Below are 17,158 nucleotides of genomic sequence, written 5' to 3' on the forward strand. Positions count from 1 at the left end.
AGGCAGGCGCGCTGACAGGGTTCTGCCGCCCCGCTGTCAGCCAGATGGCGCGAATCTGAACGCCAGCTTACGGTGCCGGCACCACCCCGGCCGCTTCCAGCGGAAAGTGCACGTTGAAGCGGTTGCCCACGCCGTCGTGGTCATCTTCCAGCGCGATGCGCGCGCCGTGCAGCGTGGCGATCTCGCTCACGATGGCCAGGCCCAGACCGCTGCCATCGGCCTGCGTGCCCAGCAGGCGGTGGAAGCGCTCGAAGATGCGCGCGCGCTCCTCGGGCGGGATGCGCGGGCTGTCGTCGCTCACGGACAGCACCGCCTCGGCCGCGCCGTCCGCGAGCCGGGCCGACACGGTGACGCGGCCGCCGCGGGCGCTGTAGCGGATCGCGTTGTCCACGAGGTTGTTCACCAGCTCGCGCAGCCGGTCGGCGTCGCCCGCCATCCACACCGGCGACTCGGGGCCGTCGAAGCCCAGGTCCACGCCCTGCGCCAGCGCCTGGGGCACCCACTCCATGCTCACCTCCAGCGCCAGCGCACGCAGGTCCAGCCGCGTGCGCTGCAGCGCCGCCGCGCCGGGCTCGTTGCGGGCCAGCGCCAGCAGCTGCCGCACCAGCCGCGACAGGCGGTCCGTGCTCACGTACATCTGGGCCAGGGCATGGCGCAGGCGCTCCGGATCCTGCTCGCGCAGGGCCAGCTCGATCTGCGCCTTGAGGCCGCTCACCGGTGTCTTGAGCTGGTGCGCCGCGTCGGAGACGAAGCGCGTCTGCAGGTCCAGCGCGGTACCCAGCCGCGCGAGCAGTTCATTGACCTCCTCCACCAGCGGGCGCACCTCCGCCGGCACACCGGCCAGGTCGATCGGGCTCAGGTACCGGTGCGAGCGGTCGGACACGGCCGCCTCCAGACGCCGCAGCGGCCGCAGCCCGCGCGACACCCCCAGGTACACCGCCGCCGTGGCCAGCACCACCAGCAGCAGCTGCGGCACCACCGCGCTGAACACGATGTCGCGCGCGAGCTCGGTGCGCTTGCCCAGTGTCTCGGCCACCTGCACCAGCACCTGTCGCTGCGGCTGCGCGCCGTCGTAGGGCAGCCAGACCGCCAGCGCGCGCACGGGCTGGCCCTGCAGGGCGGCGTCGTACAGCTGGCCAGACCCGCCGGCACCGGGTGTGCGCGGCGGCGGCGGAAAGCCGTCCTCGCCGCCCAGCCGCGTGCCGTCGGCGAGCGTCACGCGGTAGAACAGCCGGTCGTCCGCATCGCCGAGCAGGATGCGCTCGGCCGCCGGTGACAGCTCCAGCCGCGCGGTGGCGCCGTCGGATCGCACCTGCAGCGCGAGCTCCCGCGCGATCTCGCGCAGGGAGCGGTCGTGCGCCACATCCGAGAAGTGCCAGGAGATGGCGTAGGTGACCACCGCATCCAGCACCAGCAGCACCAGCAGCGGGCCGAGCAGCCAGCCCAGCAGCTGCCGCTGCAGGCGCGGCTCACCCCGCGGGCGCATGACTGCGTTCGACCAGGTAGCCCATGCCGCGGATGGTGCGGATCTCGCAGCCATACGGCTCCAGCTTCTTGCGCAGGCGGTACACGTACACCTCGATCGCGTTGGCGCCCACTTCGTCGTTCCAGCCGTACAGGTGGTTGACGATGTGCTCCTTGCTCACCACCCGGCCCTCGCGCAGCAGCAGCAGCTCCAGCAGGGCCAGCTCGCGCGCGGACAGCTCCACCGGCTTGCCGGCGTGAAACACCCGCCGCGCCACGGTGTCGAACGTCAGGGCGCCGTGCTCGATGACCGGTGTGGTCTGCGCGCCGCGGCGCAGCAGGGCGCGCACCCGCGCCTCCAGCTCGGGCAGGTCGAAGGGCTTGGCCAGGTAGTCGTCGGCGCCGAGGTCGAGGCCGCGCACGCGGTCGGCCAGGGTGTCGAAGGCGGTGAGCATGAGCACCGGCATCACGGAGCGGCGCGCGCGCAGGCGCTTCAGCACCTCCAGCCCGGTCATGCCGGGCAGGCCGATGTCCAGGATGGCAAGGTCATGCACCTGGGCCGCCAGCGCCTGGTCCGCCTGCTCGCCGGTGGCCACCACGTCCACCGCGTAGGCCGACTGCACCAGCGCGCGGGTCAGCGCGTCGGCCAGCACCTTGTCGTCTTCCACCAGCAGGATGCGCATGATGCGTGCAATGCTACGCCAGCCGGGCGCCGCTTCGTCGTCATGCCCGCGCAGGCGGGCACCTCGTCATTCCCGCGCAGGCGGGAATCCAGTTGCCGGTACGCCGGCCGCGCGCCGCTGCGCCAGCACCTGGGCACCGCGGCGCAGCGCGTCGGCCACGGCGGTGGCGCGGATCGGCTTGGCCATGTAGTCGTCCATGCCGGCGGCCATGCAGTCGGCGCGGTCGCCCTCCAGCGCGTTGGCCGTCATCGCCAGCAGGTAGGGGCGGCGGGCCGCATCAGGCTGGCGCGCACGCAGGTGCCGCGCCACCGACAGGCCGTCGAGCACCGGCATCTGGATGTCCAGCAGCACCAGGTCAAACGGCTGGCCGGCGGCCTCGGCGGCCTGCAGCGCATCGAGCGCGCGCTCGCCGTTGTCCACGATCTCCAGCTCGTAGCCCATGCCTTGCAGGATGAGGGCGGCCACGCGCTGGTTCAGCTCGTTGTCCTCGGCCAGCAGCAGGCGCAGCGGGTACTGCGCCGCCAGCCGCGGCAGCGTGTCGCCCGCCGGGGCGCCCGTCGGGGCCGGCGTCGCCACGGGCCCGGGCGCCAGCAGCAGCGCCACGGCCTCGCGCAGCGCACGCTGCTTGACCGGCTTGCGCAGGGTGCGCAGCACGCCCAGATCGGGCCGGGGCGCATGGCCCGCGCGCGGCGCCAGCAGGATGAGCGGCAGCGACTGGCCGCCCGGTCGCGCCCGCAGGGCCGTCGCCAGGGCCCAGCCATCCTGCTCGGGCATCACGGCGTCGATCCAGGCGAGCTCGAAGCCCTCGCCGGCGTCGATCCAGGCCAGCGCCTGCGCGCCAGTCCCGGCCGCATGCGGCGTGAGTCCCCAGCGCGTGGCCAGGGCGGCCAGCTCGGCGCGGGCGCCCGCGTGGTCGTCGACGATCAACACGCGCGCGCCGGGCCAGCGCGGTGCTTCCACCGGCACGGCGGGCGCCGGGCGGCAGGGCAGCTCGAACTGGAAGTCGGAGCCCTCGCCTTCGCGCGAGGCCACCCAGATGCGCCCTTCCATCACCGCCACCAGCCGGCGGCAGATCGCGAGGCCGAGACCGGTGCCGCCGAACTGGCGCGTGGTGGAGGTGTCCACCTGGCTGAAGACCTGGAACAGGCGGTCCAGCCGGTCCGGCGGGATGCCGATGCCGGTGTCGCGCACCGACACATGCAGGCAGGGCTCGCCGCTGGCGCCCGTGCGCACGGTCACCCGCACGGCCACCTCGCCCGCCGGCGTGAACTTCACGGCGTTGCTCAGCAGGTTCACCAGCACCTGGCGCAGCCGCGTCGCGTCGCCCAGCACGGCAGGCGGCACGTCGTCGGCCACCTCATGCAGCAGCTCCAGGCCCTTGGCAGCCGCCTGGGCGGCAATCAGGTCGAGCGCACTCTCCACGCAGTCGAGCACGTCCACCGGCACCTGCTCCAGCGTGAGCCGGCCGGACTCGATCTTGGACAGGTCGAGGATGTCGTTCAGCAGCGCCAGCAGCTGGTCGCCGCTGGTGCGGATGGTCTCGGCGTAGTCGCGCTGGGTGGCGGTGAGCGGCGTGTCGAGCAGCAGATCGCTCATGCCGATCACCGCGTTCATCGGCGTGCGGATCTCATGGCTCATGTTCGCCAGGAACTCCGACTTGGCGCGCTCGCCCGCCTCGGCGGCCTCCTTGGCGGCGATCAGCGCGGCCTCGGACTCCTTGCGCGAGGTGATGTCGCGCGCGATGCCCAGCAGGCCGGTGGCGACACCGGCCTCGTCGCGCATCGCGATCTTCAGGATCTCCACCTGCTGCCAGGCCTGGCGCGCGTGGCTGTAGATGCGGTCCTCGTAGACCAGCGGCGCGTCGCTCGCCATGGCCTGCGTGTCGGTCGCGCGCTGGCGCTCGCCTTCCGCATCGCCGAACAGCTCCCCCGCGGTGCGGCCCACCACCTGCGCTTCGGTCAGGCCGTAGTGCCGCCAGTGCGCGGGGTTGGACAGCAGGTACACGCCCTCCGCGTTCTTCAGCCACACGCGATCCGGGATGTTGCTCACCAGCGCCGAGAGCTGGGCCTCCTTCTGCGCCAGCGCCTCCTGGGCGCGCACGTAGGCGGTGACGTCGGTGAACGTGCGCACCAGCCCGCCGTCCGGCAGCGGCCGCGTGAGCACCTCCAGCGTGCGGCCGTCACGCGTGCGGCGGGTGTAGGTCTCCGGGCCCTGCAGCGCAGGCACCTTGTCGCCCACCGACACGTAGCCGCGCGCCAGCGCATCGACGAAGCTGAAGTTCTCCCCGAAGTCGCCGCGCTCGATCTGGAAGCGCACCAGCTGCTCCATGGTCGGGCGGCTCGCCATCAGGTCGTCCGGGAAGGCCAGCAGCTCGCGGTGTCGGCGGTTGGACATGATGGTGCGGCCCTCCGCATCCAGGATGGCGATGCCCTGGCTCATGTTGTCCAGCGCGATCTGGAGTTCGTTCGTGCGCTGCGACGGCGCCTCCTGCGCCTGCACGTAGGCGGTCACGTCCGAGTAGGTGCGCACCAGGCCGCCATCGGGCAGATGCTGGGTGGTCACCTCGATCACCAGCCCGGAACGCGTGCGCCGCAGGTAGCGCGGCGTCGAGGACAGCACGTCCACCGGCGTCGCGGTGCGGTCGCGATCGAGCAGCTGGAGCGTCTGCGCGTCCAGCAGGTCGGCGTTGGTGCCGAAGTCGCCACGGGCCTCCTGGAAGCGGATCACGTCGCGCATGAGCGGCTGGCTGGCGATCAGCGCCTCCGGCAGGTTCAGCAGCTCCAGAAAGCGCCGGTTGTACAGCACCACGCGGCCTTCGGCGTCCACGCGCGCGATGCCGCGGCCGGCGTTGTCCAGTGTGAGCTGCAGCGCGATCTCGGCCTGGCGCTGCTCGGTGATGTCTTCCACTGTGCCCTCGTAGTAGCGCACCGCGCCGGCGGCATCACGCACGATGTGGGCGTTCTCGCGGATCCAGATCCGCGAGCCATCCGCGGGCCGGGTGAGCTCGGACACGAAGTCGCGCAGCGAGCCATGGGTGTCCAGCAGGCGACGGAACTCCGCCCGGCGGCCCGGCTGCACATACCAGTCGCGCGGGGCGTCGTTCACCGCGCGACGCATGTCGGCCTCGTCGTCGTAGCCGAACATGCGCACCAACGCACGGTTGGCGCGCAGGTGGCGGCCCTGCGCATCGGCCCGGTACGCGCCGATGGGCAGCAGCTCGAACAGCGATGAGAAGTCGTCGCCCTGGGGCATGGGTCGCCAGATTATCGGCTTCGGCCGCGCCGGGGAGCGGCGGCCGGCGGCGCAGGCGGCAGCAGGGGCAGGCGCGTGTCGGCCTTCACCTCCTTCAGCACCACGCTGGAGCGCACGTGCGTCACGCCGGGCAGGCGGAACGCCACCTCGTGCAGGAAGGACTCATAGCTCTTGATGTCGGGCACCAGCACCTTGATCACGTAGTCGGCCTGGCCGGTGGTGGCATAGCAGCTCACGATCTGCGGCGTGGCGGCCACGGCCTGCTCGAAGCGGCGCACGTCGTCCTCGTTGTGGCGGGTCAGGTTCACCTCCGCCAGCACGCAGAGGGCCAGACCCACCCGCTCACGGTCCACCAGGGCGGTGTAGCCGCGGATGATGCCGGCGGCCTCCATCTCCTTCACCCGCTTCCAGCAGGGCGTGCTGGAGAGCCCCACGGCCTCGGCCAGCTGCTGCACGGTCTGCCGGGCGTCGCGCTGCAGCTCCGCGAGCAGCAGCACATCATGGCGGTCCAAGGTTTCCATTTTCTGATCAGCGCATTCTGGAGAAGATCATTCTCCATCCTATCCCTCGCAGCGGAAAAGAAGAATCCATTTCTTCACCCTGGCGCCTAAGCTTCACCACCCTGGCCCGCCCCCCGGAAACGACTGCATCCGCAATGACCGAAACCGCCACCCTCTCCACTGCCACCCCGCAGGATGCGCCCTCGCCCCTGCTGCGGCCTGACTACGAGCTGTCGCACAGCCTGTGGGCCACCGGCGGCTCGGTGTTCCTCACCGGCACGCAGGCACTGATCCGCCTGCTGCTGATGCAGCGCCAGCGCGATGCGGCCGCCGGCTGGCACACGCGGGGCTTTCTCAGCGGCTACCGCGGCTCGCCCCTGGGCATGGTGGACCAGCAGGTGTGGAAGGCCGGCAAGCGCTTCGAGGAGGCCGGCCTGCGCTTCCTGCCCGCCATCAACGAGGAGCTGGGCGCCACCGCGGTACTGGGCACGCAGCGGGTGGAGGCCGATCCGCAGAAGACCTGCGACGGCGTCTTCGCCATGTGGTACGGCAAGGGCCCGGGCGTGGACCGCGCCGGCGACGCGCTGAAGCACGGCAACGCCTATGGCGCCTCGCCCCGCGGCGGCGTGCTGATGGTGGCGGGCGACGACCACGGCTGCGTGTCGTCGTCCATGCCGCACCAGAGCGACCAGGCCTTCCAGAGCTGGCACGCGCCCGTCGTCTCACCAGGCAACGTGGCGGAGTACCTGGAGTTCGGGCTGTACGGCTGGCAGCTCTCGCGCTTCTCGGGCAACTGGGTCGGCTTCACCGCCTTGTCGGAGGTGGTGGAGAGCGGCGCCACGGTGGACCTCGACCTGATCAACGCCCGCGTGGCCACCTGGCAGGACGCCGACACGGTGCGCAGCCTCACCAGCTTCGTGCCGCCGCCCGGCGGCCTGCACTACCGCTGGCCCGACCTGCCCTCGCTCGCCATCGAGCAGCGCCTGCACGCCAAGCTGGACGCGGTGCGCGCCTTCGCCCGCATCAACAGCATCGACCGCGCGGTGGTGACGAGCGAACGCGCCACCGTGGGCATCGTCACCGCGGGCAAGGCGCACTACGACTTCCTGGAGGTGCTGCGTCGCCTCGACATCTCGCTCGACACCCTGGCCGCGCACGGCGTGCGCGTGCTGAAGCTGGGCCTGACCTACCCGATCGAGCCGCTGCGCATGCGCGAATTCGCGCGCGGCCTGCGCGAGATCCTGGTCATCGAGGAAAAGGGCCCGGTGGTGGAGGAGCAGCTGCGCTCGCTCTTCTACAACGCCACCGAGCGGCCGGTGATCGTGGGCAAGCGCGACGCGCGCGAGCAGCCGCTGGTGAGCGCCCTGGGCGAGCTGCGGCCCTCGCGGCTGATCGGCATCGTGGCCGAGTGGCTGAGCAGGCACTTCGCTGACCTGGATCGCCGCCACCTGGTGCGCGACTTCACCCCGCCCGAGCTGCTGGCCAACGCCAGCGACAGCGTGAAGCGCCAGCCCTACTTCTGCGCCGGCTGCCCGCACAACACGTCAACCAAGGTGCCGCAGGGGTCGCACGCGCAGGCCGGCATCGGCTGCCACTTCATGGCGAGCTGGATGGACCGCGACACCGAAGGCCTGATCCAGATGGGCGGCGAGGGCGTGGACTGGGTCTCGCACGCGATGTTCACGCAGGTGCCGCACATCTTCCAGAACCTGGGCGACGGCACCTACTACCACTCAGGCTACCTCGCCATCCGGCAGGCGGTGGCGGCGAAGGCCACCCTCACCTACAAGATCCTGTTCAACGACGCGGTGGCCATGACCGGCGGCCAGCCGGTGGACGGCATCATCAGCGTGGACGGCATCGCGCGCCAGGTGGAGGCCGAGGGCGTGAAGCAGGTGGTGGTGGTGTCCGACGACATCGGCAAGTACGACGCGATCCACGGCCGCTTTCCGGCGGGCACCACCTTCCACGACCGGGCAGAACTGGATGCCGTGCAGCGCCGCCTGCGCGAGCTGCCGGGGGTGACCGTGCTGATCTACGAGCAGACCTGCGCGGCCGAGAAGCGGCGCCGCCGCAAGAAGGGCGAGCTGGCCGACCCCGACCGGCGCCTCGTGATCAACGACCGCGTGTGCGAAGGCTGCGGTGATTGCACGGTGCAGAGCAACTGCGTGGCGGTGCTGCCGCTGGAGACACCGCTGGGCCGCAAGCGCCAGATCGACCAGTCGGCCTGCAACAAGGACTATTCCTGCGCCAAGGGCTTCTGCCCCAGCTTCGTGGGCGTGGTGGGCGGCAAGTTGCGCAAGCGGGCGGGCGCGCTGGCAGCTTCCCCCTCCCCCTCCGGGGGAGGGCCGGGGTGGGGGCGCTCGGCGGAGCGCTTCCACTCGCACCTCGCCCCCCAGCCCCACCCCCCCCCCCACACCTGGACCGGCCCCTACGACCTGCTGGTCACCGGCGTCGGCGGCACCGGCGTGGTGACGGTGGGCGCATTGGTCGCCATGGCCGCGCACCTGGAGGGCAAGAGCGCCAGCGTGCTCGACTTCATGGGCTTCGCGCAGAAGGGCGGATCGGTGCTCTCCTTCGTGCGCTTCGCCGACCGGCCCGAGCGGCTGAACCAGGTGCGCATCGACACCCAGCAGGCCGACGCCGTGCTGGCGTGCGACCTCGTCGTGGGCGCCTCGCCCGACGCGCTGGTGACGGTGCGCCATGGCCGCACGCGCATCCTGGCCAACACGCACGAGGTGCCGGTGGCCGAGAGCCTGCGCAACCCCGATGCCTCACTGAAGACGCCGCTGCTGCTGGAGAAGCTGCGCTTCGCGGCCGGCGCCGAGCGAGTGGAGACACTGGATGCGCAGGCGCTGGCCGAGGCCTTCCTGGGCGACTCCATCTATTCCAACATCGTGGCGCTGGGCGCCGCGTGGCAGCGCGGCCTGGTGCCGCTCAGCCTGGCAGCGATGCAGCGCGCGATCGAGCTGAATGGCGTGGCCGTGCCCAGCAACCGCCTCGCCTTCTCGCTCGGGCGGCTCGCGGAGGCCGACGCGGCCGCGCTGCACGCGCTGCTGGAGGACGACGCTTCCCCCTCATCCACCACGCAACCCGAGCCGCTGGACAAGCTCGTGGCCCGCGCGATGGCGCACCTCACCGCCTGGCAGGACGCCAGCTGGGCGCGCCGCTACGCCGATGTGGTGGCGATGGCGCGTGAGCGTGAGGAGGCCCTGGGCACGGACGAGAGCCTGCCCTTCACGCGTGCCGTGGCGCAGGGCCTGCTCAAGCTGATGGCCTACAAGGACGAGTACGAGGTGGCGCGCCTGTACACCGACGGCGAGTTCCTGCACCAGCTGCAGCACCAGTTCGAAGGCGACTTCCAGCTCGAATTCCACATGGCGCCCCCGCTGCTCTCCCGCCCGCGCGAAGGCCAGCCGCCGCGCAAGCTGCGCCTGGGCGGCTGGATGCTGCCAGCGATGCGCGTGCTGGCGCTGGGCCGCCGCCTGCGGGGCACGGCGCTCGATGTCTTCGGCCGCACCGAAGAACGGCGCACCGAGCGCGCGTTGATCGAGACCTATCGCGAGCGCGTCCTCTCGCTGCTGCCCGCGCTGACGCCCGAGCGGCTGAAGACCGCGACCGAGATCGCCCTGCTACCCATGACCATCCGCGGCTTCGGGCATGTGAAGCTGGCGAACCTGGCGCTGGCCCGCGCGCGCGAGGCGGAGCTGCTGCATCGCTTCGACCCGGCGCAGTACCCGCAGCCTGAGCGCACGCGCGAGGCGGGGCAGATCCGCGGGATCCGCGTGACGGCGGGGTGAGAGGGCGTCGCAGCTGGGGTTCCCTACGGTCACCGCCAGCCTACAAGGAGCGTGCAACTGGGATCCTCGTAGGCTGGGGTGGAGCCCCAGCGCAACCCCAGCGATGCCTCACCTCGGCGGCACAAACCCCGCCGCCGGCCAGGTACTGGGCCCGATGCGCTGCAACGTCATCTCGAACGTGCGCTGCGGCGGCTGGCCTTCCACCAGCCGCTCCCCGTACTCCTGCCACTGACCATCGACCACCCGTAGCGTATAGCGCAGGCGCGCGTTCGGTCCCGCCTGCACCGACCAGACAAAGCCGTCGGGCAGCAACTCCATCGCATGGTCACCCTCGAAGCCCATCGCGTAGGAGTGGAAGCCGTAGGCCTTCTGCATCGGCCGGTACGAGATCACGCCGAAGGCGTTGAAGCGCAGCTGGCCCTGCGCGTCGTAGCCACGGCCTTCGATCACGCGCAGGGTGCCGTCGAGCATCGGCCCCACGCGCTCGGTCTGCGTCAGCTCCATCCACTGCCCTGAGGGCAGCAGCGTGCGCGCCGTGCCGCGCCACTCGCCATCGAACACGGCCAGCGGCGCCAGGGCCTCGCGCTGCGCCTGCTGCAGGGCGACCGGGTTGAAGCCCTGGGCGTGCGCCAGGGTCCAGCCGAGGCCAAGAACGATGAACAGGCGGTGGGCGAATGACATGGACGGTTCCCTCTGGATCGCGATGCACCGGATCTTCGCCCGTCAACCCCTCACCGTCTTGAACAAAAGTGACGGGCGGACGCACACTGCGGCCAGCCGCCACACGCCATGCACTACCGCGAACAGCCCCCGCCGCCTGCCCTGGCCCGCCACATCGCGGCCTTGTGGTCGTTCCGGCTGGCGCCGGGCGACGCAGAGGTGCCGCAGCATGCTGTGCCGCCAGATGGCGGCGCGCTGCTGGCGGTGGCCCTGGCCTCGGGCCAGGTGCGGCATGTGGCACTCGTCGGGCCCACGCTGAGCGCGCTGCGTGTGCCGGTGCAGCGCGGCGTGCTGTACCTGGGCCTGCGCGCCACGCCCGTGGGTGCCACGCTGTTCCTGCCCGGCCCGGCGAACCGCTGGCGGGATCGTCGCGGCGTGATGGACACCGAGGACCCTGCCCGCGCCGCGGCCCTGCGGGCCGCGCTGGCGGGTTGCGACGAGGAAGGCCAGGCGCTGTCAAGGCTGGCGGAGCAGGCCGCTCAATGGCTGGCGAACGCGCCGCCCCTCGACACCGCCGTGGAAGCCATGGTGGCACGCATCGTCCACGCGCACGGCCGCCTCGCGGTGCAGGCCCTGGCCGCGGAGGTGAACCTGGGCTACCGCCAGGCCCTGCGGCGTTTCGAGGCGGCCGTGGGCCTGCAGCCCAAGGAGCTGGCCCGCCTGCGCCGCCTTCGGCATGCGTGCCTGCTCGCACTGGCGCGCGGCGCGCCCGGTGCGGCGGACATTGCCGCCGGGGCCGGCTTCGCTGACCAGCCGCACATGAGCCGCGAGTTCATGGAGTTCTTCGGCTGGCCGCCCGGGCTGACGCTGGCCTACCTGCGCCGCATCGAGCATCTGGGGGTGGCGTGATCGGCTGGCCTGGCGGGGCGGTAGGCGCGCATCGGGGGGAACGCTGGGGTTGGGGGGGGGGGGGGGGGGCGGGCGCCGCCCCCCCCCCCCCCCCCACCCCAGCGTTTCGCAGCTACCGCCCCAGCGCCAGCGCCTTGCCCTCCGACAGCGCCGGCACCGGCACGCCGAGCAGGCCGGCCAGCGTGGGGGCGATGTCCACCACCTCGGCGCGCGCCTTGCGCTCGCCGGGTGCCACCCACTTCGGCCCCCAGAACAGCAGCGGCACATGCGTGTCGTAAGGGTGCGGCGAGCCATGGGTGGCGATCGACGAGCTGGAGCCGAACATCCAGTGCGGCGCCAGTGCCATCTGCACATCGGCCGACAGGTCCTTGTGCCAGCTGCGGCGCATGGCGTCGAAGTAAGGTGCGCCCGCGCGACTGTTGCTCTCCAGCTCGCGGCGCGTGTACGCCGCGGCGATGAAGGGCTCGGCGCTGATGTGCCGGCGCACCGCGTCGGCCACGGCGTCGAAATCCTTGCCGGCGGCGGTGATCGCCAGCCGGTCCAGCGCCAGGCCCGAGGCGGAGATGAAGCGCACGGCCTTGGGCACGCCCAGCTCCTTCTCGACCGCGGCATTCACCCGGCCCAGCAGTTGCGTGCCGGATGCGCGGCCGGCGTTGTGGCCGCGTGACTGCACCACCTCCACCGCCGGCATGAAGCCGTGATCGGCGGTCAGCACGGCGAGATAGTTGTCACGGCCGACCTTGGCGTCGAGATCGCGGAAGAAGGCTTCCAGCAGGCGGTCGAGCTGCAGCAGGTGGTCATGCGAGATGCGCGACTCGGCGCTCCACGTGTGGTTGACGTAGTCGTGGCCCGAGAGGCTGACGGACAGGATGTCCGGTGCATCGTCCTGGCCCAGCTGCTCGCCCGCGATGGCGGCACGCGCGAAGTCGAGCGCGAGCGCATCGGCGAACGGGCTGCGCAGCAACGCGTTGTAGAAGGCCGGGCCGGGCTTGTCGTCGGCGGCCACGCCCATCAGCATGGGCAGCTTGCCGCCGCGCGGGCCGAACCAGGGCTGGCTGTCCGGCACCGAGCGGGCGTAGGCCGCCTCCGGCAGCAGCGGCTTCCACTCGGTCTTGAAGTAGCGATCCGCCGGGCGGGCGTCGTTGTACGCCTTCACCCACGCCGGATGCTCCTTCATGTAGTAGGTGGTCGAGGCGAACTGCCCGGTCTGCCCCATGTACATGTACGCGGTGCCGGTATGGCCCGCGGGCAGGATGGCACCGCGGTCCTTGCCCGAGATGCCGATCACCCGGGAGGCCGGCTTCACACGGCGCAGCACGTCGCCCACGGTCTCGGCCTTCAGGTTGCGCGGGCTGGTGCCGTCGAGCGCGTTGGTCTTGTGGCCGATGTAGGTGTGGGCTGTGTCGCCGGTGTTGTAGACGGCATCCCCCGTGCGGATGTCGCGCCACTCGTTGCCGATGATGCCGGTGCGGCTGGGCGTGGCACCGGTCAGCATGGTGGCATGGCCCGCGGCCGTGACGGTGAAGGCGTAGGGATAGTGCGTGTTGGAGAACCAGGCGCCGCGCGCCAGGAAGCGCGCGAAGCCATCCGCGGCCAGCTGGTCGCGGTAGTCCATCACCTGCCGCATGGGCAGGCCGTCGATGACCAGGAACACCACGAGCCTGGGCGGTGGCGCCGCGGGTGCGACGGGACCCGTGGAACAGGCGGCGAGGGCCAGCGCCGCCGCGGTCAGGCTGAGTCGGATGCGGAAGGTCATGGCCCCAGGGTAGTGCGCGAACCCGAAGAGCGTGTGGGGGTTTTTGCGGAGGCGACGACACGAGCGGTTCCCATCACCCCGTAGGCTGGGATGGAGCGCAGCGCAATCCCAGCGCTTTGCGCCTCATGTGCGAGATGCAGCAAGGCCCAGGCCCGGGAACTGGCAAGACGAGTCGGCAGAGGAAGTAGAGTAGCGGAACCGCCCAAACCTGCCCGCCACCTGGGCCAAAATGCAGCGATGAGCCTCGTCAAGTCCAAACAACGCGTTGCCGACCACGGGGAGGTCTTCACCCCCGCGTGGATGGTCGAGGCGATGCTTGACCTGGTGAAGGATGAAACCCAGCGGATCGACGCCCGCTTCCTGGAGCCCGCCTGTGGCAGCGGGAACTTCCTGGTCAAAGTGCTAGCGCGCAAGCTGGTCGCCGTCGAACACAAGTACGGCAAGTCGGACTTTGAACGTCAGCACTACGCGTTGCTCGGCTTGATGTGCATCTACGGCATTGAACTGCTGCCGGACAACATCGCCGAGTGCCGCGCCAACCTGCTGGACATCTTTGCCGAGTACCTGGGCCTGGAAGAGGACGCGGATCTGTATCGCGCGGCCTCCCATGTGCTGTCCGTCAACCTAGTGCATGGTGACGCCTTGACCATGAAGGACAGCGGCCATGCGCCGATCACCTTTGCGGAATGGGGCTACCTGGGCAAGGGCAAGTTCCAGCGCCGCGACTTCCGCTTCGACATCCTCACCCACTCGTCGGCGTTCAGCGCTGAGGACTCGCTCTTTGCGCACCTGGGCAAGCACGAGATCTTCACGCCGGCGAAGACCTGGCCACCCATGAGCGTCACTGATCTGGCAGCACGGTGCGCGCCTGCAGCGCCCGCGGCTTTGCCCCAGGCCGAGGCATGACGAAGATCGCCGCGTCCATTCCTGTCCTGCGTTGGGCAGCAGCACGCGCGCGCTTGACGAATGAAGAGCTCACGGCCCGGTTTGCCAAGTGGCCCTTTTGGCTGGCCGGTGACGCCCAACCCACGCTCAAGCAGTTGGAAGACTTCGCGCGACTGACGCACACAGCCATCGGCTACTTCTTCCTGCCCCAGCCGCCGGTGCTGGCGCTGCCAGTGCGGGACTTTCGCACCCTGCGAGACAAGGAGCTGGCTGAACCCAGCAGCAATCTGCTGGATACGCTCTATCTGTGTCAGCAGCGGCAAGACTGGTACCGCGATCACGCGCGCCTACATGGCCTGTCTGCTCTGCCGTTTGTGGGCAGCGCCAGCCTGCAAGACGCTCCCGAATCCGTGGCACAGCACCTTCGGACCACTTTGGGGCTTTCTGCCGCGGCTCGCCGCCAACTTGCCACCTGGTCGGACGCGCTTCGCGATCTCATCACCAAGGCAGAGGACGCCGGCGTGATGGTCATGGTCAGCTCGGTAGTCGGCAGCAACAGCCACAGGAAGCTGGACGTAGGTGAATTCCGCGGATTCGCCCTGACCGATCACTTGGCCCCCCTGGTCTTTGTGAACGGCGCAGACAGCAAGGCGGCGCAGATGTTCACCTTGGCACATGAACTGGCCCATGTCTGGCTGGGTGCAACCGGCGTCTCTGACGCCCAGGCAGGCGAAGTGCCTGAGCAGGACACCGAGCGCTGGTGCAATCAGGTGGCAGCCGAACTGCTGATGCCTATGGCAGAACTGCAAGCCACCTACAGGCCCAACGCGCCGATTCTCGATGAGATTCAGCGGTTGGCTCGCGAGTTCAAGGTCAGCACGCTGGTCGCCTTGCGGCGCCTGTTCGATGCTGGCTACATCAGCCGGGCTGCACTGTGGCAGCACTACCGCGAAGAGCAAGAACGTCTGCGGCAACTGAAAGAACGTGCAAGCTCTGGCGGTGACTTCTACCGTAGCCTGGGGGCCCGCACCAGCAAGCGGTTCGCCCGCGCCATCGTGGCGAGCACGCTGGAAGGTCTGACCTCCTTTCCGGAGGCCTACCGCATGCTGGGCCTGCGCAAGACGGCCACCTTCTACCAGGCGGCGCAAGAGTTGGGGGTCACTGCGTGAGCTACCTGCTGGATGCCAACGTCTTCATGTCCGCCAACAACCAGCACTACGGCCTGGACTTCTGCCCCGCCTTCTGGGATTGGCTGGTCCACAACGGCAACGCTGGCGTCGTGTTCAGCATTGACAAGGTCGCCGACGAGATCGAGGCCGGGCAGGACGACGTTTCAGACTGGGCCAGCAAGCAAGGCCAATACCTGTTTCGTCGCACCCCGGCATCCCTCGCCCCTCAGTTCACCCAGGTGAGCACCTGGGCAGCGGGACAGCAATACACCCCAGCCGCCGTCAACCAGTTTCTGCAGGCCGCCGACTTCTACTCGATAGCGCATGCGCTGGCGGGCCAGCATGTCGTGGTCACGCACGAGGTGGTGGCCAACTCACCTGCACGCATCAAGATTCCCAACGTCTGCCTCGGCCTGGGCGTCCGCTTCATGCAGCCCCATCAGATGCTGCGCATCGAACGCGCCCGTTTCGTTCTGGGAGCCCACCTATGACCGAGCAAGCCAGCTTTGCGCTGCGCGGGCGCAACCCGGACGTGCTGACGTGCATTGCCAACCTGTCGAACGACGAGGTGTTCACGCCACCGGAGTTCGCCAACCGCATGCTCGATACGCTGGCCGAAGCATGGGCGGCCGACCACAAGGGTGCGGAGCTGTGGGCCAACAAGTCCGTCAAGTTTCTGGACCCGTGCACCAAGTCCGGCGTGTTCCTGCGCGAGATCACCAGCCGCCTGACCCGGGGCCTGGCGAAGAAGATTCCTGACCTTCAGGAGCGCGTCGACCACATCCTGACCAAGCAGGTGTTCGGCATTGGCATCACCCAACTGACCAGTATGCTGGCGAGGCGCAGCGTTTACTGCACCAAGCACGCGAACGGCAAGCATTCCATTGCGCGGGGATTCAAAACCCAGGCCGGGAACATCTGGTTCGAACGGATGCAACACACCTGGCTGGACGGCAAGTGTGCGTACTGTGGTGCCAGCCAGAAGACGCTGGACCGCGGCGACGGCCTGGAAACGCATGCCTACGCGTTCATTCACAACGACGATATCCAGGCTCGCATCGGCGAGATCTTTGGGGGCAACATGCAGTTTGACGTGATCATTGGCAACCCACCGTATCAACTGGATGACGGCGGCTACGGCACCAGCGCCGCGCCGATCTACCAGCTGTTTGTCGAAAAGGCACTTGATCTCGACCCGCACTACGCGGTGTTCGTGACGCCATCACGCTGGATGGCAGGCGGCAAAGGCCTCGACAAGTACCGCGAGCGGATGCTGTCAGACAAGCGGATGCGCCGCATCATGGACTATCCCAAGCTCTACGAGGGCTTCCCCGGCGTCAAGATTCGCGGTGGCATCTCGTACTTCCTGTGGGATCGGGAACATCATGGGCCTTGTGAGGTGCAGACGATCTGGGATGGTCAACCGACGGGGCCCGCTGTCGCACGCCACCTTGACGAATACGGCATTCTGGTGCGGCGGAATGAGGCCGTGCCGATTCTGGGGAAAGTCAAGGCGAAGAAAGAGGCAACTCTTGATGAGCGAGTGTCCAGTCAAAAGCCTTTCGGACTTCGGACGTTTTTCCACGGCAAAGCGGACAAGAAAGGGTTGAAGAAGCCCGTCAAGCTCTTTGGCTCGCAGAAGATCACCTGGGTCGAACGCTCTGCGATTCCAGCGAACTCGGCTTGGGTAGACAAGTGGAAGGTGCTTATGACTCGCGTCCAGGGAACAAGCGCAGCAGTCGAAACCAAGTTTCTCAGTAAGCCGATCGTTGCCGAGCCCGGGTCTGCCTGCACCGAGAGCTATGTTGTTGCGGGCGTATTCGACTCTGAGATTGAAGCGAAGAACTACGCGATGTACCTGCGAACACGTTTTGCTAGGTTCCTCGTTTCACTCCGAAAGTCCACGCAGGATGCCCCGAAGAACGTGTATGCCTTCATTCCTGACCTTCCGCTTATTGATCCGGCAACAAATAACTTGAACTTTTGCGCCCCGCCATGATCCACCAGTGATGGAAACAGCCGACATGAGATCGCTGCCGCGCGAGGCGCGGCACGAAAGACGAGTTCAGGTCATCCGCCT

At 69.3% G+C, this 17,158-nt stretch carries 12 protein-coding genes; 6 read left to right on the plus strand and 6 right to left on the minus strand.

Features of this window, described 5'->3' with window-relative positions; genetic code table 11:
- Positions 1–67: 67 nt before the first annotated feature.
- The 4 genes from ACE3T5_RS07555 to ACE3T5_RS07570 form a co-directional block, all read right to left on the minus strand.
- The gene (locus ACE3T5_RS07555) at positions 68–1,486 is read right to left on the minus strand and encodes a sensor histidine kinase (RefSeq protein ID WP_374666097.1); all 1,419 of its coding nucleotides are present in this window, start codon (positions 1,484–1,486) and stop codon (positions 68–70) included.
- The gene (locus ACE3T5_RS07560) at positions 1,470–2,147 is read right to left on the minus strand and encodes a response regulator transcription factor (RefSeq protein ID WP_374666099.1); all 678 of its coding nucleotides are present in this window, start codon (positions 2,145–2,147) and stop codon (positions 1,470–1,472) included. Before ACE3T5_RS07560 ends, ACE3T5_RS07555 begins: the two co-directional genes overlap by 17 nt.
- A 66-nt stretch (positions 2,148–2,213) precedes the next feature.
- Positions 2,214–5,399: a PAS-domain containing protein gene (locus ACE3T5_RS07565; RefSeq protein ID WP_374666101.1), complete on the minus strand. Its 3,186-nt coding sequence runs from the start codon at positions 5,397–5,399 to the stop codon at positions 2,214–2,216.
- An 11-nt stretch (positions 5,400–5,410) separates the two neighbouring features.
- On the minus strand, positions 5,411–5,920 hold the full coding sequence (locus ACE3T5_RS07570) for an Lrp/AsnC family transcriptional regulator (protein ID WP_374666103.1): 510 nt from the start codon (positions 5,918–5,920) through the stop codon (positions 5,411–5,413).
- Between the two features lie 134 nt (positions 5,921–6,054).
- Between ACE3T5_RS07570 and ACE3T5_RS07575 the strand changes: the two genes are divergently transcribed.
- Positions 6,055–9,699: an indolepyruvate ferredoxin oxidoreductase family protein gene (locus tag ACE3T5_RS07575; protein ID WP_374666105.1), complete on the plus strand. Its 3,645-nt coding sequence runs from the start codon at positions 6,055–6,057 to the stop codon at positions 9,697–9,699.
- A 108-nt stretch (positions 9,700–9,807) separates the two neighbouring features.
- Here ACE3T5_RS07575 and ACE3T5_RS07580 read toward each other — a convergent pair whose 3' ends face one another.
- Complete coding sequence (locus ACE3T5_RS07580; protein ID WP_374666107.1) at positions 9,808–10,380, minus strand: DUF1579 domain-containing protein; 573 nt, start codon at positions 10,378–10,380, stop codon at positions 9,808–9,810.
- A 108-nt stretch (positions 10,381–10,488) separates the two neighbouring features.
- Between ACE3T5_RS07580 and ACE3T5_RS07585 the strand changes: the two genes are divergently transcribed.
- Complete coding sequence (locus ACE3T5_RS07585) at positions 10,489–11,268, plus strand: helix-turn-helix domain-containing protein (protein ID WP_374666109.1); 780 nt, start codon at positions 10,489–10,491, stop codon at positions 11,266–11,268.
- Between the two features lie 112 nt (positions 11,269–11,380).
- On the opposite strand, the gene ACE3T5_RS07590 is transcribed toward ACE3T5_RS07585, so the two are convergent.
- A complete protein-coding gene (locus ACE3T5_RS07590; RefSeq protein WP_374666111.1) occupies positions 11,381–13,024 on the minus strand; it encodes an alkaline phosphatase family protein in 1,644 nt (547 codons plus the stop codon).
- A gap of 237 nt (positions 13,025–13,261) precedes the next feature.
- Here ACE3T5_RS07590 and ACE3T5_RS07595 point away from each other — a divergent pair, with 237 nt between their 5' ends.
- The 4 genes from ACE3T5_RS07595 to ACE3T5_RS07610 are packed head-to-tail and all read left to right on the plus strand — an operon-like array spanning position 13,262 to position 17,077.
- On the plus strand, positions 13,262–13,930 hold the full coding sequence (locus tag ACE3T5_RS07595) for an N-6 DNA methylase (protein WP_374666113.1): 669 nt from the start codon (positions 13,262–13,264) through the stop codon (positions 13,928–13,930).
- Entirely contained in the window at positions 13,927–15,078 is a 1,152-nt protein-coding gene (locus ACE3T5_RS07600; protein WP_374666115.1) for an ImmA/IrrE family metallo-endopeptidase, read from the plus strand. The genes ACE3T5_RS07595 and ACE3T5_RS07600 overlap by 4 nt, the downstream gene beginning before the upstream one ends.
- Complete coding sequence (locus tag ACE3T5_RS07605) at positions 15,075–15,569, plus strand: DUF4411 family protein (RefSeq protein WP_374666117.1); 495 nt, start codon at positions 15,075–15,077, stop codon at positions 15,567–15,569. Before ACE3T5_RS07600 ends, ACE3T5_RS07605 begins: the two co-directional genes overlap by 4 nt.
- Entirely contained in the window at positions 15,566–17,077 is a 1,512-nt protein-coding gene (locus ACE3T5_RS07610; RefSeq protein WP_374666119.1) for an Eco57I restriction-modification methylase domain-containing protein, read from the plus strand. The genes ACE3T5_RS07605 and ACE3T5_RS07610 overlap by 4 nt, the downstream gene beginning before the upstream one ends.
- Positions 17,078–17,158: the final 81 nt, after the last annotated feature.

It is taken from the genome of Ramlibacter sp., assembly GCF_041916345.1.
GTDB lineage: Bacteria > Pseudomonadota > Gammaproteobacteria > Burkholderiales > Burkholderiaceae_C > Ramlibacter.